At 43.5% G+C, this 25,018-nt stretch carries 15 protein-coding genes; 13 read left to right on the top strand and 2 right to left on the bottom strand.

Annotation, left to right across the window (positions count from 1 at the left end; translation table 11 throughout):
* Window positions 1–443: 443 nt before the first annotated feature.
* Together rpoB and rpoC are read left to right on the top strand one after the other, a co-directional pair.
* Window positions 444–4,562 carry a DNA-directed RNA polymerase subunit beta gene (gene rpoB / locus AOC03_RS04960; RefSeq protein ID WP_062533872.1) on the top strand — a complete coding sequence of 1,373 codons (4,119 nt, stop codon included), beginning with the start codon at window positions 444–446 and terminating at the stop codon, window positions 4,560–4,562.
* A 174-nt stretch (window positions 4,563–4,736) separates the two neighbouring features.
* Entirely contained in the window at window positions 4,737–8,963 is a 4,227-nt protein-coding gene (gene rpoC / locus AOC03_RS04955; protein ID WP_062533871.1) for a DNA-directed RNA polymerase subunit beta', read from the top strand.
* Window positions 8,964–9,489: 526 nt separating this feature from the next.
* Here rpoC and AOC03_RS04950 read toward each other — a convergent pair.
* On the bottom strand, window positions 9,490–12,165 hold the full coding sequence (locus AOC03_RS04950) for a penicillin-binding protein 1A (protein WP_062533870.1): 2,676 nt from the start codon (window positions 12,163–12,165) through the stop codon (window positions 9,490–9,492).
* A 198-nt stretch (window positions 12,166–12,363) separates the two neighbouring features.
* On the opposite strand from AOC03_RS04950, the gene AOC03_RS04945 reads away from it, so the two are divergent.
* The 9 genes from AOC03_RS04945 to AOC03_RS04905 all read left to right on the top strand — a co-directional run bounded on the left by AOC03_RS04945 (window position 12,364) and on the right by AOC03_RS04905 (window position 22,454).
* A complete protein-coding gene (locus AOC03_RS04945; RefSeq protein ID WP_062533869.1) occupies window positions 12,364–13,419 on the top strand; it encodes a pilus assembly protein PilM in 1,056 nt (351 codons plus the stop codon).
* Window positions 13,419–14,084, top strand: a complete 666-nt coding sequence (locus tag AOC03_RS04940; RefSeq protein WP_062533867.1) for a PilN domain-containing protein — start codon at window positions 13,419–13,421, stop codon at window positions 14,082–14,084. The genes AOC03_RS04945 and AOC03_RS04940 overlap by 1 nt, the downstream gene beginning before the upstream one ends.
* Window positions 14,081–14,815, top strand: coding sequence for a type 4a pilus biogenesis protein PilO (locus tag AOC03_RS04935; RefSeq protein WP_062533865.1), 735 nt, complete (start codon window positions 14,081–14,083; stop codon window positions 14,813–14,815). The genes AOC03_RS04940 and AOC03_RS04935 overlap by 4 nt, the downstream gene beginning before the upstream one ends.
* A complete protein-coding gene (locus tag AOC03_RS04930) occupies window positions 14,815–15,363 on the top strand; it encodes a pilus assembly protein PilP (protein ID WP_062533864.1) in 549 nt (182 codons plus the stop codon). Before AOC03_RS04935 ends, AOC03_RS04930 begins: the two co-directional genes overlap by 1 nt.
* A gap of 27 nt (window positions 15,364–15,390) precedes the next feature.
* Entirely contained in the window at window positions 15,391–17,883 is a 2,493-nt protein-coding gene (pilQ, locus tag AOC03_RS04925) for a type IV pilus secretin PilQ (RefSeq protein WP_062533863.1), read from the top strand.
* 180 nt (window positions 17,884–18,063) lie between these two features.
* The gene (gene aroK / locus AOC03_RS04920; RefSeq protein ID WP_062533862.1) at window positions 18,064–18,636 is read left to right on the top strand and encodes a shikimate kinase AroK; all 573 of its coding nucleotides are present in this window, start codon (window positions 18,064–18,066) and stop codon (window positions 18,634–18,636) included.
* Window positions 18,637–18,697: 61 nt separating this feature from the next.
* A complete protein-coding gene (gene aroB / locus AOC03_RS04915; protein WP_062536498.1) occupies window positions 18,698–19,789 on the top strand; it encodes a 3-dehydroquinate synthase in 1,092 nt (363 codons plus the stop codon).
* A 95-nt stretch (window positions 19,790–19,884) separates the two neighbouring features.
* Window positions 19,885–20,928 (top strand): hypothetical protein, encoded by a 1,044-nt coding sequence (locus AOC03_RS04910; protein ID WP_062533861.1) that lies wholly within the window; start codon window positions 19,885–19,887, stop codon window positions 20,926–20,928.
* Window positions 20,929–21,218: 290 nt separating this feature from the next.
* Complete coding sequence (locus AOC03_RS04905) at window positions 21,219–22,454, top strand: FUSC family protein (protein WP_062533860.1); 1,236 nt, start codon at window positions 21,219–21,221, stop codon at window positions 22,452–22,454.
* A 59-nt stretch (window positions 22,455–22,513) separates the two neighbouring features.
* Here AOC03_RS04905 and AOC03_RS04900 read toward each other — a convergent pair whose 3' ends face one another.
* A complete protein-coding gene (locus tag AOC03_RS04900; protein WP_062533859.1) occupies window positions 22,514–23,647 on the bottom strand; it encodes an extracellular solute-binding protein in 1,134 nt (377 codons plus the stop codon).
* 258 nt (window positions 23,648–23,905) lie between these two features.
* On the opposite strand from AOC03_RS04900, the gene AOC03_RS04895 reads away from it, so the two are divergent.
* A complete protein-coding gene (locus AOC03_RS04895) occupies window positions 23,906–24,703 on the top strand; it encodes a 3-oxoacyl-ACP reductase (protein WP_062533858.1) in 798 nt (265 codons plus the stop codon).
* A 42-nt stretch (window positions 24,704–24,745) separates the two neighbouring features.
* Window positions 24,746–25,009, top strand: a complete 264-nt coding sequence (locus AOC03_RS04890; protein WP_062533857.1) for a hypothetical protein — start codon at window positions 24,746–24,748, stop codon at window positions 25,007–25,009.
* The last annotated feature ends 9 nt before the right edge of the window (window positions 25,010–25,018 follow it).

Genomic DNA, 25,018 nt, shown 5'->3' with positions numbered 1-25,018 from the left:
ACGTTTATATTGCCTCCAATTTATTTTACTTTTAATATCTTACTTTTAAATAGTCTAGCATGGTTTGACTGTCAGTACCGGATTTGTAGGCAGTAGGTTTCAGCGACGATATTGTTTATCTCTCATATATTTACTATGATTTAAAAACAAAGTGCTTGAAGATAGACCGTTTAATACGGTTAATCATTGAAATTTTAAGTAAAAGTAATCATATCTTAGTATTAATTTTAGAAAGGTATTGGTTTTAGAAATTTAAAAATCTCATCCTAATTTGACAGTTCAGTTTCGACTCAATTAAGTATTGGTTTGTTAAGAAAGCTTATTAATCCTAGTTGTTGTAACAATCGTTTTTATTATTATCGTTTACGTTGCTAAGTTTGCATAGATTAATGCACGCTGGCCACGCTTCTCATTTGTTTTCACGTTTACTGTAAGGACTCTCGATGGCATATTCTTATACTGAAAAAAAGCGTATTCGCAAAAGTTTTGCTGAATTGCCCACTGTGATGGACATTCCCTATTTGTTGTCTATCCAAGTAGATTCCTACGAGCATTTTTTGCAAGAACACAAAAAGCCAAAAGCTCGTGAGAATACCGGTCTGCAAGCTGCGTATTCCTCTATTTTTCCGATCGAAAGTCACTCAGGTAATGCTGAGCTACAGTTCGTTGAATATTATTTAGGTACGCCTGAATTTGATGAGCGTGAATGTATCTTACGTGGTTCCACGTTTGCTGCACCAATGCGCGTTAAAATTCGTCTGATTATTAAAGATAAAGACAGCAAAGATAAAGACAGCAAAGCGGCGATTAAAGATATTCGTGAGCAAAGTGTTTATATGGGTGAAATCCCATTAATGACCAATAACGGTACTTTTATTATTAATGGTACGGAACGGGTTATCGTCTCTCAGCTACATCGTTCACCGGGTGTGTTCTTTGACCACGATAAAGGTAAGTCACATTCAAGTGGTAAAGTGCTGTATAACGCGCGTATTATTCCTTACCGTGGTTCTTGGTTAGACTTTGAGTTTGATGCTAAAGACTTGGTATTTGCTCGTATTGACCGTCGTCGTAAATTACTGGCGTCTATTATTTTGCGTGCGTTAGGTTTAAGTACTGGCGAGATTTTAGATTTGTTCTTTGAAAAAGTAGCCGTTTATAAAGGCGAAGAACAATTTGAGATTGATCTGGTTGCCGATCGTCTGCGTGGCGAAATGGCACAGTTTGACATCGTCACGCCTAATGGTGATGTGGTCGTTGAGCAAGGCAAACGTATTAATGCGCGCCGTATTCGTCAGTTAGAAGAAGCGGGTATGACGAAAATATCTGTACCTGATGAATATTTATACGAGCGTATTTTAGCTGAAGACATCATCGTTAATGGTGAAGTTATCGCTAAAGCGAACACGCTTATTGATCATGAATTATTGGTGAAGTTAAGCGCGTTTGAAGCCAGTGATTCTATCAAAGAAATCAGCATTCTATTTACCAATGATATTGATCAGGGCAGTTATATTGCCGACACGCTACGTGCTGATAGTACCTCAACTCGCGAAGAAGCGTTGGTTGAAATCTATAAAGTCATGCGTCCAGGTGAGCCACCAACGATTGAAACCGCTGAAAAATTATTCGACAGCATGTTCTTTAACGCTGATCGTTATGACTTATCCAATGTCGGTCGTATGAAATTCAACCGTCGTTTAGGGTTAGAATTTGATAATACGGATGATCCTGATATTCAGCGTGAACGTAGTGTGTTGACCAACGCCGATATCGTTAATGTGTTAAAAGAATTGATTGAGATTCGTAACGGTCGCGGCGAAGTCGATGATATTGACCATTTAGGTAACCGTCGTATTCGTTCGGTTGGTGAGATGGCTGAAAACCAATTCCGTGTTGGTCTAGTACGTGTTGAGCGTGCCGTTAAAGAGCGTTTAAGCTCAGCTGAATCTGATAACTTGTCACCACAAGATTTGATTAACTCCAAGCCTGTTGCGGCTGCGGTTAAAGAATTCTTTGGTTCAAGTCAGTTGTCACAGTTTATGGATCAGAACAATCCATTGTCTGAAGTGACGCATAAACGCCGTGTATCTGCGTTAGGACCCGGTGGTCTGACCCGTGAACGTGCAGGCTTTGAAGTACGTGACGTTCATGACACCCATTATGGTCGCGTATGTCCGATTGAAACTCCTGAAGGTCCAAACATTGGTCTGATTAACTCATTGGCTACCTTTGCTAAAACCAACAGCTTTGGCTTCTTAGAGACGCCTTATCGCCGTGTGGTTGATGGTAAAGTAACTGACGTTATTGAATATTTATCAGCGATTGAAGAAGTAGGTACGGTCATTGCACAGGCTGATTCACCAGTAACCGCCGATGGCGCGTTATCTGATGAGATGGTCAGTGTGCGTAGCTATGGTGAATTTGTCCGTATGCCGCCAGAAAAAGTGACGCATATGGATGTGTCGCCAAGTCAGGTAGTATCGGTCGCAGCAGGTCTAATTCCGTTCCTAGAGCATGACGATGCTAACCGTGCCTTGATGGGCTCGAACATGCAACGTCAGGCAGTTCCTACGCTACGTGCTGATAAGCCGTTAGTAGGTACAGGTATGGAACGTCACGTTGCTCGTGACTCTGGTGTTTGTGTCATCGCTAAGCGTGGCGGTGTAATTGAAGATGTTGATGCCTCACGTGTTGTTGTTCGTGTTAACGAAGATGAGATGATTGCTGGTGAAGCCGGTATTGATATCTATAACTTGGTTAAATATACACGCTCTAACCAGAACACTTGTATCAACCAACGTATTATTGTTAACCAAGGCGATGCTATTGCTGTAGGTGATATCTTGGCTGATGGTCCGTCAACGGATCTTGGTGAGTTGGCATTGGGTCAGAACATCCGCATCGCATTTATGCCGTGGAATGGTTACAACTTCGAAGATTCAATCTTGCTCTCTGAAAAAGTCGTGAAAGAAGATCGTTTCACCACTATTCACATCCAAGAATTGACTTGTGTGGCGCGTGATACGAAGCTTGGTACGGAAGAAATTACTGCCGATATTCCAAACGTTGGTGAAGCGGCTCTATCAAGCCTTGATGAAGCGGGTATCGTTTATATCGGTGCCGAAGTAGATGCTGGTGATATCTTAGTGGGTAAAGTGACGCCAAAAGGTGAAACGCAACTGACGCCAGAAGAGAAACTACTGCGGGCTATCTTTGGTGAAAAAGCGGCTGATGTTAAAGACACCTCACTGCGTGTTCCAACATCAAGCAAAGGCACTGTAATTGATGTACAAGTCTTTACCCGTGATGGTGTTGAAAAAGATGCGCGTGCAAGAGCGATTGAAAAATCACAGCTTGATAGCTATCGTAAAGATTTAAAAGAAGAGCTACGTATTTTTGAAGAAGCGGCTCGTGGTCGTATCGCAAGCTTGTTAGATGGTCAAAAAGTAAGCGGTGGTTCTGGTTTAAAAGCCGGTACGGTTATGGCTGCTGCTGACATGAAAGGCATGAGCCTTGAGACGTTACTTGATATTCAGCCTGTTGAAGAAGAGATCTCTGAACGCTTGACCCAAATTGCAGAATATTTGGTTGATAAGCAAAAAGACATCGATAGCAAGTTTGCTGAGAAAAAACGCAAATTGACTGCTGGCGATGACTTGCAACATGGCGTACAAAAAATTGTTAAAGTTTATTTAGCAGTTAAGCGTCGCATTCAGCCTGGTGATAAAATGGCGGGTCGTCATGGTAACAAAGGTGTGGTATCACGCATTATGCCGGTTGAAGATATGCCATATGATGAGCATGGTAACACGGTTGATATCGTCCTGAATCCACTGGGCGTACCATCGCGTATGAACATCGGTCAGGTACTCGAGACTCACTTAGGTATGGCTGCGAAAGGCTTGGGCGAGAAAATTGATGGTATGCTGAAGTCACAAGCAGCAATCAAAGATTTGCGTGATTTCTTAGACCAAATTTATAATAAAGTTGGTGGTGAGCAAGTCGATCTTGATAGCTTGACTGATGACGAGATCCTGGCATTATCAGACAATTTACGTGCAGGCGTACCTATGGGTACGGCAGTATTTGATGGTGCGCATGAGCATCAAGTTAAAGACTTGTTAGAGCTTGCTGGTCTATCAAGAGACGGTCAGCAAACCTTATATGACGGTCGTACCGGTCAGAAGTTTGACCGTAAAGTGACGGTTGGTTACATGTATATGCTCAAACTTAACCATTTGGTTGATGACAAGATGCATGCACGTTCAACCGGTTCTTATTCGCTAGTGACGCAGCAACCGCTTGGTGGTAAAGCGCAATTCGGTGGTCAGCGCTTCGGTGAGATGGAAGTATGGGCCCTAGAAGCTTATGGTGCGACGTACACCTTGCAAGAAATGCTAACGGTGAAATCGGATGACGTTGAAGGTCGTACCCGTATGTACAAAAACATCGTCGATGGTGAGCAATATATGGATCCAGGCATGCCTGAGTCATTTAACGTACTGACCAAAGAAATCAAATCATTGGGTATTAATATTGAGCTAAAACAAAGTAACTAAGTTTAATTAAATCCTATATTCGATTTTATTTTTAAACTTAGTTGTCAACTAAAAGCAGCAGCGATAAGGCATGCTGCTTTTAGTGACTTATCTCAACCCTATTCATTGCCTTCATTCATCTCATTAGCGTTATATTGCGCTGTCAGGTGATTATAAAGATAACGGAGAAGCAACTTGAAAGATTTACTCGATATCATGCAAAGCCCTACCGGCAACGGTAACCGTGAGTTTGATAGCATCCAAATTACCTTAGCCTCACCTGACGTCATTAAGTCATGGTCGCATGGTGAAGTGAAAAAGCCTGAAACCATTAACTATCGCACCTTTAAGCCTGAACGTGACGGTCTGTTCTGCGCCAAGATTTTTGGCCCTGTAAAAGATTTTGAATGTTTATGTGGTAAATACAAGCGTCGTAAGTTCCAAGGCGTTATCTGTGAAAAATGTGGCGTTGAAGTCACTACCGCTAAAGTGCGCCGTGACCGCATGGGTCATATTGACCTAGCCAGTCCTGTTGCGCATATTTGGTTCTTAAAATCATTACCAAGCCGCATCGGTCTGTTATTAGACATGACGCTTCGTGATATCGAACGCGTCCTATATTTTGAAAGCTATATCGTCACTGAGCCGGGTCTGACTTCTTTAGAGAAGTACCAATTGCTTGATGATGAAGATTATTTCAAAGCGTTGGAAGAGTTTGGTGATGAATTTGTCGCCAAGATGGGCGCAGAAGCGATTCAAGACCTATTAAAAGATATCGATTTAGACATCGAGATTGATGATTTGCGTGAAGCGATTCCACAAACAGGTTCTGAGACGAAGCTTAAGAAAATGTCTAAGCGTCTTAAATTATTAGAAGCGTTCCGCGATTCTAATAATAAACCTGAATGGATGGTCATGACCATCTTGCCAGTACTACCACCAGATTTGCGCCCGCTAGTACCACTAGAAGGTGGACGTTTTGCAACGTCAGATTTAAATGACTTGTATCGCCGTGTGATCAACCGTAACAACCGTCTTAAGCGTCTGCTTGAATTAAGCGCGCCTGATATCATCGTACGTAACGAAAAACGTATGTTGCAAGAGTCAGTAGATGCGTTGTTAGACAACGGTCGTCGCGGTCGTGCGATTACGGGTAGTAACAAGCGTCCATTGAAATCTTTGGCTGATATGATCAAAGGTAAGCAAGGTCGTTTCCGTCAGAATTTGCTTGGTAAACGTGTTGATTATTCTGGTCGTTCTGTAATCGTTGTTGGTCCAACGTTACGTTTGCATCAGTGTGGTTTGCCGAAGAAAATGGCACTTGAACTATTCAAGCCATTTACTTATAACAAGCTATTATCACATGGTTTAGCGACGACGATTAAAGCTGCCAAAAAGATGGTAGAGCGTGAAGAGCCACAAGTGTGGGATATGCTAGCGATGGTCATTCGTGAGCATCCAGTACTCTTGAACCGTGCGCCAACCCTTCACCGTTTGGGTCTACAGGCATTTGAGCCAGTACTGATTGAAGGTAAAGCGATTCAGCTACACCCATTGGTTTGTACTGCGTTTAACGCCGACTTTGACGGTGACCAAATGGCAGTTCACGTACCGTTGACCCTAGAAGCACAGCTTGAATCACGTGCCTTGATGATGTCCACCAACAACATCTTGTCACCTGCTAATGGTGAGCCAATTATCGTACCATCGCAAGACGTTGTATTGGGTCTGTATTATATCAGTCGCTCATCAGTGAATGCTAAAGGCGAGGGCATGATTTTTGCCACCGTTAATGAAGCTTTACGTGCGATTGGTTCTAACGACTTACACGTCAATGCCAAAATTAAAGTACGTGTGACTGAAACGCATATTGACGAAGAAGGCAATCATACTAAAGAGACGAGTATCAAAGATACCGTTGCAGGTCGTCTATTAATTTGGAACATCATGCCAGTTGGTATGGCGTTTGAAGAATGTAACCAAGAGATGACCAAGAAAAACATCTCACGTCTTATCAACTCTTGCTATCGTAAGATGGGTGTGAAAGACAGCGTTATGTTCGCTGACCAATTGATGTATCTTGGTTTTGCACAAGCGACGTTATCTGGTGTTTCAATTGGTCTGGATGACATGGTCATTCCGCCATTGAAAAAACAAATCATCGAAGTTGCCGAAGCTGAAGTGCGCGAAATTGAAGATCAATTCGAGCAAGGCTTTGTGACGGCTGGTGAGCGTTATAATAAAGTAGTTGATATCTGGTCACGTACCAATGACAAAGTCGCCAAAGCGATGATGGATAACTTGGCAACGGATAAAGTAATTAATGCGCAAGGCATCGAGGAAGAGCAAAAGTCATTTAACTCTATCTTCATCATGTCAGATTCTGGTGCTCGTGGTAGTGCGGCGCAGATTCGTCAGCTTGCTGGTATGCGTGGCTTGATGGCTAAACCGGATGGCTCAATTATTGAGACCCCGATTAAAGCCAACTTCCGCGAAGGTTTGACCGTACTTCAGTACTTTATCTCGACTCACGGTGCACGTAAAGGTCTTGCGGATACGGCATTGAAAACGGCTAACTCCGGTTATCTGACGCGTCGTTTGGTTGACGTGGCACAAGATTTGGTTATTACAACCGACGACTGTGGCACTGATGTGGGCTTGCTCATGACGCCGCATATTCAAGGTGGCGAGATCATTGAAAAGCTTGGCGATCTTGTATTGGGTCGTGTGACGGCACGTGATGTCACCTACAATGATGATGAATCAAAAATCTTAATTCCAGCGGGTACGTTAATTGACGAGCATTGGGTCGATGTACTTGACGACAATGCGATTGATGATATCTGGGTGCGCTCGGTCATTACTTGTAATGTGGCGCATGGTGTTTGTGCACAGTGTTATGGTCGTGACCTTGCCCGTGGTCATAAAGTCAATATCGGTGAATCTGTTGGTGTTATGGCAGCCCAGTCGATCGGTGAACCTGGTACTCAGTTAACCATGCGTACGTTCCACGTTGGTGGTGCCGCAAGTTCAGCATCAGTGGACAATAGCATTTCTGTACGTAGCGCGGGTCAAGCACATTTTGAGAATATGAAAACCGTTGAGCATATTGATGGTCACTTGGTTATCGTATCGCGCTCAGCTGAAATTGCCTTAACCGATGAGTTAGGTCGTGAGCGTGAACGTTATAAAGTACCTTACGGTTCAAGCGTACTTGTGAAAAATGAAGAACAAGTCGAAGGCGGTCAAACTATCGCTAAATGGGATCCGCACACGCATCCTATCATCACAGAATTCGCTGGTACCGCACGCTTTAGTGAAATCACTGATGGCTTGACGGCTACCGTAAAAGTTGATGATGCGACTGGTATGAGCTCGTTTGAGATTCTTGCGACGCGTGACCGTTCAAGCTCAGCAAAAGACTTACGTCCGGCGATTATCTTGAACACCGACGAAGGTAAAGAAGTGGTTTACTTCTTACCGGCTGAAACCATCATTCGTGTTGGCGATGGTGAAAAAGTAGCAGCAGGTTCGATTCTAGGTCGTGTACCGCAGGCCTCATCAGGTACCAAAGATATTACCGGTGGTCTACCACGCGTAGCCGACTTATTCGAAGCCCGTCGTCCAAAAGATCATGCGATTATGGCAGAGATGAGTGGCGTCGTCAGCTTCGGTAAAGAAACCAAAGGTAAAAACCGCTTTATTATTACTAATGAAGATGGTGAAATACATGAAGAGCTGATTCCGAAATGGCGTCAGATTAACGTCTATGAAAATGAGACCGTAGCACGCGGTGAAGTTATTGCTGATGGTCCACAAAACCCGCACGATATCTTACGCCTTAAAGGTCAAACCGCGCTTGCTGACTATATCGTTAACGAAGTACAAGACGTATACCGCTTGCAGGGTGTAAAAATCAACGACAAGCACATTGAAGTTATTATTCGTCAAATGTTGCGTAAAGTTGAGATCACAGATAGCGGCGACTCAAATCACTTTAAAGGTGACCAAGTTGAATATGTTGATATCAAAGCACTTAACGAAAAACTAACGGCGGAAGACAAATTCCCAGTTCAGTTTGAGCGTCAGCTGCTAGGTATCACCAAAGCCAGCTTGGCAACCGAAAGCTTTATCTCAGCCGCGTCTTTCCAAGAAACCACGCGTGTATTAACGGCAGCTGCAGTAATGGGCAAAGTCGATGAGCTACGTGGTCTGAAAGAAAACGTGGTGGTTGGTCGTTTGATTCCTGCTGGTACGGGGCTTGCTTACCATAAAGCTCGTAAAGAGAAAGCTGAGCAGAAGCTGCAGGATAAAGACATCAATGCTGCATTTGATATCACAACGGCAAATAGTGATACTAAAGACTTCACTAGCTTTGATGAAGCATTTGCACAAGAGCTGAGCCAAGGTAGTCAATCTTAATAGGTTTAAGCTAACTTAGTTGGTGCAGTATTCCACCGTAAGCATAATATAAAAAAGCCAGTCTTGTTACTGGCTTTTTTATGCGTTGACACAAATGAAAATGCTAAGCGTGTTATAGACAGGCGCTTGACAACTTAAATATAACTATATCTATCATGATAGTTAATTTAGAACTCAAGGCTGGAGTGGTAATATTATTCAGCTATTACTTTCATTATGGTTCTATGACGCTATGCGCCTGCAACAGGCGTTAAAGTCATATAGAGGTTAGGGTGCAGTTAGCGGTTAATAGGGGTAATGGCTATAATAATGAAAAACAAAGCGTGAAAAAAGCAAGCGTGAGCCAAGCGTTTGGATGATCTTCATTGGTTAGTGCCATACAAAGTATATTTGCATGAAATAGTTAATAAAAAATGCTCGCTCAATGATAACTGAGCGAGCATTTTTAATGACTGTTTTAGGTAGATGCTACATTGTCATCGTATGACAAGCTATTGGTGCGTAAGTTTATACTTAAGTAACTGCTTTATTCTGGCATTGGCGGCATACTGTCAGTGGGTGTAGCTTTCAATGGTTTTTGTGATACGCTATCCTTGTTGCGATCGGGTGCTGCTAAGCGTTTATTACCGATGCCGTCAGTATTCTGTTCTAATGTCAGATCAGGTTCGGGCTGCTTGCGCTGCTGTTTTTTTGGCGTAGTTGGTTTTGCCACCTCGCCAGTTTCATTTTCTAGTTCATCATCAGGAACAATGATGCCGTCATCGGTCATTTCTATAATTCGCTGTTTTTGTTTTATCGATTTTGCGCGATTATTAAGCGATACCCATTGATGAGGTGTGCCTTTAAGCTGGGCTCTCATAAAGTCTATCCATACGGGTAGCGCTGCGACACCGCCATATTCACGGCGACCTAGAGTTGCTGGCTGATCAAAACCCATCCATACTATTGTGGCGTTAGTTGGATGAAATCCTGCAAACCATGCATCTTTAGCTTCGTTGGTTGTACCTGTTTTGCCACCAATATCATTACGACCCAACGCTCTCGCTTTTGTTGCTGTACCGTGCTGTACCACCTCACGTAAGATACCTGCCATCTCATAAGCGACACGTGGTTTTAAAATTCGTGGTGCTTGAACTGCTGGAACGTATTGAACTAGAGGTGCTTTGAGACGATCTGCCGCTGGACTGGCATCGTAAGTGCTAAGATTAAGTGCTTTAATATAGTCTTCTTTATCTTGTGCTTCTTTTTTAATTTTATCAGCCGTAGATAGTTTAGTCTTTTTAACTTTTTCTAAATCTTTATCAGCGGTATCGATAGGTTTGTTATGCTCTTCAATCAGCTTTTTATTGACATCAACGAGTTGTTCGTTAAAACATAACGCGCAAGCCTGCTTTGGATTCGCTTGAAACAATAATTTATTATCATAATTATAAATTTGTTCAATAAAATAAGGCTGAACACGGTGCCCGCCATTAGCAAAGGTGGCATAAGCCGTTGCCATTTGTAGCGGTGTTGCCTGTCCTGCACCAAGCGCCAGTGATAAAGTCGTTGGCAGCTTTTCTTTATCCAAACCGAATTGATCCAGTAAACTTAAGGTATCTGAGATACCAATGGCTTGGAGCAGTCGTATCGATACTAGGTTACGAGACAAATATAAACCGCGACGTAAGGGAATATCACCTAAGAAACGCCCGTCTGAGTTTTTAGGTTTCCAGTCGCCCACTTGAATGGGACGGTCGGAGACAATACTGTCAGGACGATAGCCTTTTTCTAAAGCAGCGGTATAGACGAGTGGTTTGATAGTTGAGCCCGGCTGGCGCCAGCCTTGTAGCGCTCGGTTAAATTTACTGTGGTTAAAATCAAAACCACCAACCAATGCTCTGACTGCACCATTATCTGGGTTTAATGATACTAAGCTTCCTTGCACATCAGGAACTTGTGCCAATTTCCAATTACCATTATCAGTCTTAATTAAGCGAATGATGTCATTTTTACTGACAATCTGTGCGGCATTTCCGGGAGAGTTACCGATACGGTCGGCTGAAAAGTGCTTGCGCGCCCAGCTCATGCCTGACCATTCTACCGTGGCGTTTTCTCCAGAAGGTAGAGTGGCTTCAAAACTGCGTGAGCTGACTTTAGTGACTTTAGCAGGAATCATGCTACCGTAAGGTCGGAATTTTTCTAACGGTTCATCATTGGCTTCCGCACCGCGCCAACCGTGGCGATGATCATAAGATACCAAGCCTTTTAATACTGCCGATTCGGCATCAATTTGTGCTTGACTATCGACCGTGAGGCGAACGCGCCAGCCACCGTTAACGACTTGTTCACCGTAACGATTAACTAAAGCATAACGCGTCATTTCTGCCAAATACGGCATATTGACGTCGAGCTTTTCTTGATAAAGGTTCAGACCAATTGGAGCACTAACCGCGGTATCATGTTGAGCTTTAGTAATATAGCCAAGCTCATGCATACGCCCAATAATCCAGTTACGTCGTGTTAGAGCACGGCTGGGATTGGCAACAGGGTTGTATTTAGAAGGCGCTTTCGGCAAACCTGCCAACATCGCCATCTCAGCAATCGTAAGGTTTTCTAAAGACTTGCTATAATATTTTTTAGCAGCCGCACGAATGCCGTATGCCCCTTCGCCTAGATATATTTTATTGACATATAAGGTCAAAATCTCATTTTTGCTGAGCTCATCTTCCATTTTTCGGGCGACAAACAGCTCAGTAAGCTTACGGTTTAAGGTACGTTCAGAGCTTAAAAAATAGTTTTTGGCAACCTGCATCGTGATGGTAGAACCACCGGTTTGACCATCGTCTTCGGTGACGACTTCGGTGACTGCCCGACCAAGACCCTTAATACTAATGCCACTATGCTGGAAAAAGGAGGAGTCTTCCGCCGCCAAAAAGGCATGGGTTAGGTCTGTTGGTATCTGTTCAAAGGTAACAGGAAGCGATAAACGGTTGCCATATTGACCAATTAGCTTATTATCACTGCTATAAATTTGTAATGGCATCTCTAAACTTGCCGTTTTCATCTCTTGAATACTTGGCAAGGTAGGCGCTAAATACATCGCCATTCCATAAAAACCAATGGGTACGGCAAGGGCTAAAATCACTGCCAACGCCAAGCAGGCGATAAAAAGCCCCACAAAAAAGTGAATCAGACGAACGGTAGCAATGTTTTTGGTCATAGTTAGACTTATCGGTTAAAATTTGCAACAAATAGTATATTATACCTCGAACAAAAAGAGCAGGTCATACTAAAAGTGTAATTTCTCTACATAGTATCTTTAAGTACTTGAATCTCGCTACTAAGTAACGTATTGTAGTCATTTCTTACAAATAGCTACTACATTGTATAATTATAATTAATATAAAGGATAGAGGTTGTGAGACTATTTTCTCCCAGAGGTCGACATTTAGTTGGGGTAGATGTCTGCGCCACCTCAGTAAAGATCGTTGACATACAACGACAGCAAGGAATATTCCACCTGAAATCTTATGGTATCGAAAGATTACTGCCAGGTGCTGTGGTGGATAAGCTGATTATAGATACTGAGGCAGTTGGTGATGCGCTATCATTGTTAGCCAGACGTTGTCAGGTAAGTGGTAGCGATGCGGCTACTGCAGTTTCAGGCTCGTCAGTGATTACTAAAATCATTGATATGGATATGGCACTTAGTGATGTCGAGCGTGAGGCTCAAATTCGTTTAGATGCGGATCAGTACATTCCTTACCCATTAGAAGAGGTCAATCTTGACTTTGAGGTATTGGGTCCGTCGCTGATAGGTGACAATCTAGTACAAGTGTTGCTAGCCGCTTCGCGTTCAGAAAACGTCGAACAGCGTGTTGATGCGCTGACCTTTGGTGGGCTAAAAACTAAAATCATGGATATTGAGTCACACGCTATTGAGCGCGCCTATGGGCTGATGGTTGACTCTCTTAGTGATATGCCAGAATTAGTGGCTTTGGTCGATATTGGTCATAATCAAACCACTTTATATGTTGCCAAAAATGGTGAGTTTGTTTATAGCCGTGAACAACTTTTTGGTGGTGCACAGTTGACTGAGGCGATTCAAAATCGTTATGGCTTATCCTTTGAAGAGGCGACTGTTAATAAGCGTGAGCGTACGCTACCCGATGATTATTATCCAGAAATACTGACGCCTTTTATGGAAGGTGCTATCCAACAGATTACACGCTCTTTACAATTTTACTTTTCTTCCAGTCAATATAATAATATTGACCATGTGGTGTTAGCTGGTGGTAGTAGCTCTATTCCTGGTCTTGCAGGTATGGTGCAACAAAAGTTGGGTGTACCGGTCACTGTCGCCAACCCTTTTATTAATATGACAATTGATCCTTATATAGACAGTGAGCAGCTGGCAATTGATGCCCCAAGCTTAATGGCTGCGTGTGGTCTGGCATTAAGGAGCTTTGATTAATGGCTCGTATTAACCTATTACCTTGGCGACAAGAAGAACGCGCACGTCGTAATAAAGAGTTTATGACTTTAGTAGTTGCAGTTACCTTACTGGCGCTATTAGCGGCATTTGCGACGTGGAGCTATTTTAATAATGAGTTGGCTGAGCAGCGTGATGCTAATGCCCTTATTGAACAAGAAAATAGTCGCTTAGATACTGCCTTGAAAGAAATTGATAGCTTGGAGCAGCGCCGTGAAGATATCATTGCGCGCATGCAAGTGATTCAAGATTTGCAAGGACGTCGTCCGGTTCCTGTTCGCTTGTGGGATGATATTGCGAAAGCCATACCACCTGCGCTGTATTTAAATGGTCTGAAGCGGGAAGGTGATTTAATTACCTTAACGGGTCGTGCGGATAATCCCAATGTCGTGTCGAGCTTAATTCGTAACTTAGACAGTAGTAAGTGGATGGGTAATTCAGCCGTGCGTAATATTCAACAAAATATTACGGCTTATCAGCCTGCGCCTGAGATTACTCAAACAGTGACTACTGGCGAGCAGCCACGCCCCGTTTATCCTGAAGACAGTTATGTGCAATTTGAGATTACTACCCAAGTGCAAGTAGAGAGCGATAAGGAAGCCGTTGATGACGCTGTTGCTGCACCGGTGTCTGGAGGTGGATCGTGAAACTTGTCCGCAAAAAAATCTTACTGAAAAAGAAAAAAACAGCGGTGCGTACTAAGAAATCTTTTGATTTTAATGAGTTTCGTCGCAGTTTTGAGTCACTAGACAGTGAAAACTATGGCAGCTGGCCGCTACCGGTTAAGATAACGGTACTAGGATTTATCGTGGCATTGATCGCTGCATTGGCTTGGGCACTACCCATCAGCAGTAAAATAGACGAAATCACTGCGGCTGAAAGTGAACAGCAAACGCTTCTGACCAGTTACCGTGAAAAAGAATCCCGTGCTCGTCACTTAAACGCTTATAAAACACAAGTGATGCAAATGGAAGCGGAGTTTACTACCTTACTAGATCAGTTACCAAAAGATACGCGAGTATCAGAGTTGCTGGAAGGTATCAATATGACAGGTGTCGGTAGTAACATTCGTTTTCAGGATATCTCAGTTGAGCCTGAAATTGAGAATGAGTTTTTCATTGAGCAGCCGATTCGTATTGCAGCTTTGGGCGACTATCATGAGTTTGGTAGCTTTATTAGTGGGCTTGCTGCGCTACCGCGTATTTTTACCATGCATGACTTTGAAGTGGTGAATCCGCAGCCTTCTTTAGATGCTATACCGGAGCTAAATTTGGTGTTACAAACCAAAACCTATCGCTCAAAAGAGCCTTCGACTGAAGATAAAACAGTAGATGATGCCGCTTCTCCAGCAGCCGATGCTACAGCGGGAGGCAACTAATGGGTATTTTTCACTTTCCGTTCAAGCAATTGCCAGTACTTTTGACTGTGAGTGTCGTCGCTTTAGGGTTGACAGGCTGTACTGATCGCATTGGTGTGGCTGAACAAGCGATGAATGCGATTCGGAATGAGCCTGCACAGCCTATTACACCCCCGCCAAAAGCGGAGTTGATAGAAGATTTTGTCTATAGTGCCAATATGCTTCGCAGTCCATTTTTGCCACCCAGTTTGGTTAATGTGCAAGCGCCTGAGGCGTCTCTTGATGGGGTTCAACCTGATATTACGCGTCCAAAACAGCCGCTTGAGCAGTATGAACTCGCGCAGCTGACGTTTCGCGGTATGGTCATCTCGCCTGAGGGTCAGCAGTATGCGTTAGTACAGCGCCCTGATAGTTCGGTCGCAAGCGTCAAGGTGGGTGATTATCTTGGTTTAAATTATGGGCGTATTGTTGAAATCACGCCAACTCAGATTAATTTGATTGAAATTGTGCCAGACAGCCGCGCAGGGTTCGTTGAAAGACCCCAGTCGCTGGTTTCTCCTATTAGTTAAGTTGGCAGATTTTTTGAGGAATAAGTAATGACAGTACGCAACAATAAGGTAATACGCAACAACCATAATAAGAGAACGATAATGAGTAACTGCGTATCCGCCACCTTCGCCCTATCTGCCTCTAGCTTTGCTATGCCTGTATTGGTAGCCAGTATGGTTGCGATTAGCAGTAGCGCCTATGCTGCCGATCAGCGTATTAATAACGTTTCTGTGGTACAAACAGCGCCTGCTGTGACCCAATTACGTTTAGGATTTTCAGGTGCGCCAGTAGTACCGACTGCTTACCAGCTTGCCGATCCAAACCGTTTAGTATTAGATTTTGAAAAAGTACAAAATGGTCTTGCCAGTCGCTTTACTGACTATAATATCGGTATGGTTAATGATGTCACCACTTTGAGTAACGACAGCACCACCCGCCTGATAGTGGGGCTAAAACAAGAGGGTAGTTATTCTACGGCAATCAGTGGCAATGATTTATTATTGACGCTTACTGAGCCCAATCGTCCCGTTGTTAACAAAAGAGTCGTCCGTTCAGCAACCACTGTCGCCGTACCAGTCGTTACGCCTATTGTTACCACGCCTAATAGTGTGACTGTGCCTAATAGTGTGACTGTGCCTAATGTCGTCGTCACTAGTAATGACAGTTTGACCACGACGGCAGTCGTCACGCCGATTATCGAGACCAGTAGTGTCGCAGTTGCCCCTATTGTTACTGGCTCGACGACCATTAAAAATCAAGCGCCAGCGGATACTATGGTTGTACGCGTCAATCCTTTATTAGACCCAAGACTGGCTTCCTCACAAGTCAGTCAGCAATATAGCTATGATGGTCTATCGGCGCTGAACTTTGCAGCAGGTAGTAATGGTGGTGGTAACGTCAATATTGCGCTTGCTAATGAAGCCATTCCAGTAGACATACAGCGTCAAGGTAATAAGCTGGTCGTGCGTCTAACGGGTAGTACCGTCCCTAAAAATCTATTACGCCGATTAAATGTGAATAGTGGTTTGGTCGGCAGTATTGATACTAGAAATCAGGGACAAAATGGCGTCATTACTATCAATATGAACGCTGATTATGAGTATCAAGCCTTTCAGTCTGGCAATCAGCTAAATATTGGCATCAGCAAACCTGAATTGCTACGTGAGCCAACGATTGAAGAGAAAGTGTATAAAGGTGAAGCGTTATCAATGGAATTTCAAGATGTTGAGATTCGTAGCGTTCTTGATATCTTAGCGCAGTTTACCGACATGAATATCGTGGCGAGTGATTCGGTTGCTGGCAATATTACCTTGCGTCTGGTCAATGTGCCTTGGGATCAAGCATTAGATATTATTCTAAAAAGTAAGAGTTTGGGTAAGCGCGAAAATGGTAATGTCATTTTAGTTGCGCCTTCTGCGGAGCTGGCGACTCAAGAAGCGCAAGAGCTTGAGGCGCAGTTAGCAGTTGAGGCGTATGAGCCGTTACGTACGGAATATATTCGCTTAAGCTATGCTAAAGCTGCAGACGTATTGACACTGATTTCTCAAGGTAGTGGCGCATCAAATAATAATAGTGGCACAACCACCAACCGTGCCGATGAAAATAATACCTTGCTGTCGAATCGCGGTACGGTAACGGTTGATGATCGTACCAATACCTTGATCATCAAAGATGTGCCACGTAGTATCGAAAATATTCATAATCTCATTAGTAAAATCGATATTCCTGTGCGCCAAGTGATGATTGAGGCGCGTATTGTGAGTGCCTCTGATACCTTTAGTAAAGAGATTGGCGTACGTTGGGGTATCTTGTCTAATGGTGCTGCCAATAACCGTAACTTGCTGGTTGGCGGTAGTAATCAGACGTTATGGGATTTAAAAGATTTTGATATCCAAACTACCACGATCAATGGTCAGACCGTCTCTTATCCAAAATATGAGATCAGTCGTCCTGATAACTTAAACGTTGATTTAGGCGTTGCCAACCCAGCAGGACGTATTGCTTTTGGCTTGCTGAGTATGTCAGATGTCATGCTGGATCTTGAATTGTCAGCACTACAAGCGGACAATCGCGGTGAGGTTATCTCCACGCCGAAGATTTTGACCACCGACAAACAAACGGCAAAAGTGTCTTCAGGTACGCAGATTCCTTATCAAGAAGCGTCTGCCAGTGGCGCAACGGCTATCAGCTTTAAAGAAGCGGCATTGAGTCTGGAAGCCACACCAAATATCACACCAGATGGTAAAATTGGATTAAAGCTAAATATTACCAACGGTACGCCAACCATTATTAACGGTCAGGTGGCTATTGCAGAAGATGCTATTACCACTAATGTGATTGTCGAAGATGGTCAAACTATCGTACTTGGCGGTATCTTTAGAAACCGTACCAGTAATGGTGTAGAGAAAGTCCCATTCCTAGGTGACTTACCTTATATTGGGCAAGCGTTCCGCCGTACTATGCGTAATAACGATAAACAAGAGTTATTAATTTTTGTGACACCAAAGTTAATCAATGATGGCATCAGTCGTTTAAATTAAGCATTATTGGTAATAGTTTCGTGATAAAAAAGCAAGCTTCAAGGCTTGCTTTTTTATGGGCTAGCTTTTAATAATCATTAATGTGGTTAGTAACTGATTTTACTGTTAATAATCAGCGCACATTACTAGCCAGAATATCGATGACGTTGTATCATAGTGGAATTTATTTGAGTGAGTGTTATGTTGGAGGAATTGCCATCGGTATTCTTAGTCGGACCAATGGGTGCAGGGAAGACCACTATTGGACGCTTGCTTGCTAAGTATTTAGGACGCGAGTTTGTCGACAGTGATTGGTATGTGGAGTTGCAGACGGGTGCGGATATCCCGTGGATATTTGCGAAAGAAGGCGAAGCAGGTTTTCGTGAGCGTGAGACGCGTGCCATTGATGAGCTGACTCAGCATAAGCAAATTGTGCTAGCGACAGGTGGTGGCGCGGTGATGAGTGCTGAAAATCGGGAATTTTTGCATCAGCGTGGTATTGTCATTTATTTGAATGCGCCTGTTGACGTGCAGATGTCACGAACTGCTAAAGACAAGTCGCGTCCACTATTACAACAGCCCAATCCGAGAAAAATTCTACACGACCTATATCGGGTTCGAGACCCGCTCTATCGTCAAGTTGCGCATATTATTATGCCGACGGGTCATACTTATCCGCGGCATATGGTGCATCAATTATTGCAGCAGCTGGCGTCTTTTTCTACATCCCCTACGGTTATACCAGACCTAAAATTGTCTGAAGACGAATTGTAATCAACTTATTCAAGGCATTGAGTTAACATGTCTTCAGGAGTATTTTATGACAACGCCACTAATGACAACGCCACAGTTTCATGATGGCTTAACTGTACACACGCAAAGCCATGATTATCCAATTATCATTACTGAAACATGTAATATGGCGGCTGAAGTTGCTCCTTATATCAGTGGTCAGCAAGTACTGATTGTCACCAATGAGACGGTTGCGCCTTTATATTTACAATCGTTACAAGAACAGCTTGCCGCGCAATTTACAGTTGCCGTTTGTGTGCTAAAAGATGGCGAGCAGTATAAAAATCAAGCCAGTATTAATCAAATTTATGACGTCTTAATGACGCAGCACTTTAACCGTGATGTGACCTTAATCGCGCTCGGCGGTGGTGTGGTGGGTGATATGACAGGTTTTGCCGCGGCTAGCTTTATGCGTGGGGTAAATTTTATTCAAATACCAACCACGCTATTGTCGCAAGTAGACTCGAGTGTGGGCGGCAAAACAGGTATCAATCATCCGCAAGGCAAAAATATGATTGGTGCGTTTTGGCAGCCGCAAATGGTGTTGGCGGATATGAGCACTTTGCAAACCTTACCCGCGCGCGAATTATCTGCAGGTCTTGCTGAGGTGATTAAATACGCCTTGATTATGGATGTGGATTTTTTAACGTGGCTTGAGCAAAATCTCCTCGCAATGATGGCGCTTGATTTGGCGGTACTGGGCGAAGCCGTAAAACGCTGCTGTCAGTACAAAGCTGATATCGTCGCTCAAGATGAGCGGGAATCTGGTATTCGCGCCATACTGAATTTTGGTCATACGTTTGGTCATGTGATTGAAACCCATGAAGGCTATGGCAATTGGCTACATGGCGAAGCGGTTGCTGCGGGCATGATACAAGCGGCTGAGCTGTCACAAAAGCTTGGTTGGTTAAGTCTAGATGATGTGGCACGAACCAAGCGCGTTTTAGCATTGGCAAACCTACCGACCACGCCGCCACCTATCGCTGTCGATAACGCTTTAGACTTAATGGGTCATGATAAAAAAGTGAAACAGGGACAAATCCGTCTTATTTTGTTAAAATCACTGGGTGACGCTGTATTAACGGCTGACTTTGATGAGCAAATGCTGATTGAGGTTTTGTCACAACACGCCTGATAAAGTGGCAATAAACGTACGAGTTGTATTAACCGTACATTTCGTTTGAACCATTTTATCGGCACGTTTAATTATATTTTACCAAGGATACACTCATGGCAGCACCGAGCACGACGACTCGTCCCGCGAGCAAGTCATATCGCCGCCAAGCAATCATTTGGCTGTTGATGACCTTGCTGCTCGGGGTCGCTACTGCACTGGTTTGGATGTTCAGTCAGACCCCAGCAGTCGGTGCTAGAATAGAGAACGCACCCATCTCAGCGCCGCAAGCTTTGATTACCGAGCTTGAACAACCAATGTCAATCGCTGCGCTACACGAGCTGGATACGGATGTACAGCCGATTAATTTTGAAGAGACCGTGCGCGATTTACGTAACTATCCTGACGAATTCAAAGATAAGCGCTATCTGCTTGCCAATAAAGGCAAATGGACCGTACAAGTAATGAATGTTGGCGAAAATGATGTCATCGTCAGCTATCTAGAAGGTCGCGAAGATCGGGAGAAATTCTCCTATTTCCGCTATCGTGATGAGGACAAGCAGCTGCGTTATATGCTGACTTACGGCATTATGGGCAGTCCACAAGAGGCGGTTGGCGCAGCCAAGCTGATCGATTTTGGTCTGCCTGCTGATGTGCGGGTAATACCTGAAGAAATTAATCGTTATGTCGGAATTATTGACAATTATGAACGTCCTGAACCGATTAAAGATTTAGGTACCAAACGTTCACGTGCGGTTAAATTAAAACCAACGCAGCGTGAAGTACCTGTGCGTCAAAAACCGCAAGCGCCCAAAAAGAATGAGAACGTTGACAGCGCTGATAGTGGCAATCAATCTAAGAACAAAAATTTTGATAGCATTCAAAAGTCCGCAGATACCTCAGATACGATTAATGTTAATGAAGAGCGTATCGTGTCCTCTGACGCAGATAATACTTCGAATGCTAAAAATGATGATAAATCGCGTAAATCTGAGCAAGAGAGTAAAAAGTCGAGCGGCTCTGACAATAAAGACTCGAAAAAACTGCCTACTGTCGCCACGCCTAAACCACCCAGTTCTGGCAGTAATAAAGGAAATGCGAGTGCCGATAAAGGCAGTAATGACAGTATGAAAGAGTTAATACAGGAAAAATCTAACTAAAGAATAAATGATGTGAATGGTTAATACACGTCACTATTCATAAAAATCCGTCAAATGAAAAATTTGGCGGATTTTTTATTGTTGATGATGATGCTTTTATTTTTAATAGCTGTTATTTTTTATAACCATTGGGTTTTAGCCGTCACAAAATGCTATATTTTATGTGTTGTTCTTCGTGAATAGCTCATCACTATTGAGTATTATTTATTGAACGTTAATTATTAAATATAAGTTATTGAATGTTGGTTATCAAACCTATGAAACGGTTTATTTAATAAGAGTATCTCTACGTGAAACGAACGCTTTGGCGACGATTGACCGCTCCAATTATTGAGCCTTATGCACGCTATCAGCATGCGGATGTTTTGCACGCCATACGTTTAGGGGTGGCAGTATTGACGGCATTGTTGCTGAATAGAATCACGCATTTGCCACATGGGGAATGGACGACCATTACCGTTTTTGTGATATTAGGTTTATTGCAATATCAAGGGGCTATTTATACCAAGGCGAAAGAGCGGATATTGGGTACAGTGTTTGGTGTGGCGGTTGGCTTAGCATTTTTATGGTTAAGCCAAGATATCGATACCTGGTTGTGGTTATATTATGTGTTGATTGGTGTGATTAGCGGTTTTATTGGTTATGTGGCGGTCAAGCAGCTGGGCTATATTGGGCTATTAACCGGTATCACTATGCTAATGATAGTGTCCAGCCCAAATCACGATAATATTGCTCAAGATGGGCTGTATCGGGCGTTTAATATTTTGCTTGGGGCTGGTATTGCTGTTGCAGCGACGTTGATTTTACCGCTCAAATCAACCTTGATGTGGCGATTTTTATTGGCAAGTAATCTTGATGCCTGTAGTAATCTCTATGCAGGTGTTGGTCATCATATCGATGCAGAAACTCTAATAGACAAGCCTTTTCAGTATGTCGAAGTGGACACGGTATCGAGTGTCATTTATCCTACCAGTCATGCTGTTCCTGATGTACCAGTGGATAAAGCTTTATCAAAAGCGCTACAGGACATTAATAAGCGTCTGCTTGCGGTGCGTCCACATATTGCCGCGACAGCAAGCGAGACAGGGCTAGATAAAGACACCATCGAGACCATTCAGCGTGCGCATCGCAATATTATTGGCACCATTGATTTATTATTAACCGCAGCACCGCGCTTGGCGACTATCGAGATTGATGCGGATAATCGTATTTTACTCATTCATTACCAGCATGAGCTGACCCAAGCGATGCAGCATATGGCAGCCGTGCTGCGCAGTCCTAGCGATGAGGTGTTTCGCCCGATTACCCGTATTGCCGTCTCAGATTATCCAAGCGTGCAACATTTAGCGTTTGAATGGCAGGGTTATTTTTGGCTAACAAAAACTCTACAAGCACAATTACAGCAACTGAGTGATTTATTACAAATGACCAAGCCGCGCTGGTTTTCCGCCTCTGGTGTTCGTTACCAGCGCCGTGAACAGCGCCGCATCGTAGAGCATGGCGGTGAGACCGATTTAGATTTATAGGTATTAAAAAAACGCTGACGGTTTAAGGTCAACGTTTTTTTAATGCACCCATCGCTATATTAACGACTGGTTTTTAATTTATCCCAATACTGCTGATAAATCTGTAGCGCATCATCGCCAACATCTTCTTGAAACTCTGCTTTTGCCAATATCGCTTTGCTTGGATAAATAGTAGGGTTATTTTGCACCTCTAGTGGCATAAGCTTACGTGCCGCAAGGTTTGGCGAGGCATAACCAATCTCTTCGCTGACAATCTTAGAATTCTCTGGACGTAATAGATAATTAATAAATTTATGTGCCGCGTCCACTTGTTTGGCATTTTTTGGAATGACAAAGTTGTCCATCCATAATATCGCGCCCTCGGTTGGGTACTTATAGACCAAGCTGGTCAAACCTTCATTATTGGCGATAACTGCTTCACCATTCCACGTCATACCAATCGTCGTTTCCCCTTCCATGTAGGGCATACGGGAGGCATCGGAATTAAAGGTTTTAACGTTAGGCATCAACGTTGTGAGCTTATCATAAGCGGCTTTAATCTCTTCAGGATTGCGGCTATTACCTGAGTAACCAAGGGTCAGCAGCGCCATGCCAAACACTTCGCGCATATCATTCATCAGCATTACTTGACCTTTATATTCAGGTCGCCATAAGTCATTCCAACTGTTGACCGTTGCAGGGTCAATGACATCGCCATTGATCGCCAGTCCAGTACTGCCCCACATATAGGGAATAGAATATTTATTCTCAGGATCTACTTTGGTATTGGTAAATGAGGTATCCAGATTTTTAAAGTTGCTCAGTTTGGATTTATCCAGCTCTTGCAGCAAGCCTTCCTTTGCCATTTTTTCAACATAATAAGTCGATGGAATAGCTAAGTCATATTGACTAGAGTCATCGAGCAGTTTTAGCTTGGCATACATGGCTTCATTAGAGTCAAAGGTGGTGTAATTCACCGCAATCCCAGTCTCTTTAGTAAAGCTATCAAGAATCTCTTGCGGCATATATTCTGACCAGTTGTACAGATTTAGCGTTTGTTTATTGGTTGGTGCGCTATCAGTAGCGGTATTTTCAGATTTGCTACAGCTGGCAAGTGACAATCCAATGGTGCCAATAGCCGCACATAATAGTGCTTTTGGTAGCATTTTAATAAAGGCTTGAGTCGACACGCTGGCGGGGGATAAATGGGACAAAATGTCTCTCCTCAATAAAGTAAAAAGGTGACAACGCAGACATAACAGCGTTATAGCGTCATCTATTATACGGTCATGGTAAGTCGAAATGTAAACGGTTTGCGAGCAATCGCTAGCGGATAGTACGGGTGCTAGAGCGTATTTCCTCTGAGTAAAGTGGCATCACAATCATGCTATCATTGGCGCTGATTTGTTTACTGGGTTTTAAAAGTGCGCTGTTGAGTCGCATTATATTATTGATAACAAGGATAAAATAAGATGAATAAAACAGCATTAGCTATCCCTGCTTTACTGACAGATAAAGTGGCGATTGTGACTGGTGCCAGTCGCGGTTTGGGTGCCCAAATTGCCACACAAATGGCAGCAGCAGGCGCAAGTGTTTGCGTCAATTATCTTAATAGTAAAGATGCCGCTGAAACAGTGGTTGCTGACATCATAGCAGCAGGTGGGCAAGCATTTGCTTATCAAGGTGATGTGACGCGCCTTGAGCAAATGCAAGGCATGGCAGCGGAAGTGGTTGAGCGTTTTGGAGGTATTGATATCTTGGTCAATAATGCCTTACCGAATTATCAGTTCAATCCGAGCGCCGCTTACACCAGTATTGAAACCGTTAAATGGGCGCATTTTTCGCAGCAGATTGACGGTATTGTGCAAGGCGCAGTCAATACCGTGCAAGCGGTATTGCCACAGATGAAAACGCAGCAAATGGGTAAAATCATCAATATCTCAACCAACCTGATTTATAATCCAGTGGTTACCTATTATGACTATACCACCGCCAAATCTGCCCTTATTGGACTGACACGTAACTTAGCAGTGGAGCTTGGGCAATATGGTATTCGGGTTAATTTACTGGCAGGCGGACTGTTAAAAACGACGGATGCGAGTAGCTTGACCACGGAAGAAGTCTTCGATTATATCGCTAACACCACACCCTTACGCCAAGCCACATCGGTGACTGATTTTGCCAATTCAGTATTATTAATGGCGTCTGATTTAAGTGCAGCGATTACGGGACAATCTATCGCCGTTGATGGCGGTTTGACGATGCCATAGATGCCATAACTAAATTTGAATTAGCTATCTAAGAGAGAGAAGATGGATAACCGTAAAATTGCTGGCATTACCACTGCTGTTATTGCGATAGCGGGCTTAATCACGATGCTTAATATGGGTATGGATACGCCAATATTAAGCTGGCCGTTAGAAGCCTATTTGGGCGTCGCGTTTACTATTGGCTGGTTGACCAGTGTGCCGACAGCATTGGCTTATGTGCTTGGTGCACTAGTATTTATGCTCATTGCTTTTGTCTTTTATAAGCTTGGCAGTTGGGTCTATGGATTGGCTACAAGACGACATTGATAGGATATA

It is taken from the genome of Psychrobacter urativorans (assembly GCF_001298525.1).
GTDB lineage: Bacteria > Pseudomonadota > Gammaproteobacteria > Pseudomonadales > Moraxellaceae > Psychrobacter > Psychrobacter urativorans_A.
The sequence above is the reverse complement of the archived record's forward strand: the minus strand, read 5'-3'. Positions and strand labels throughout refer to the sequence as shown.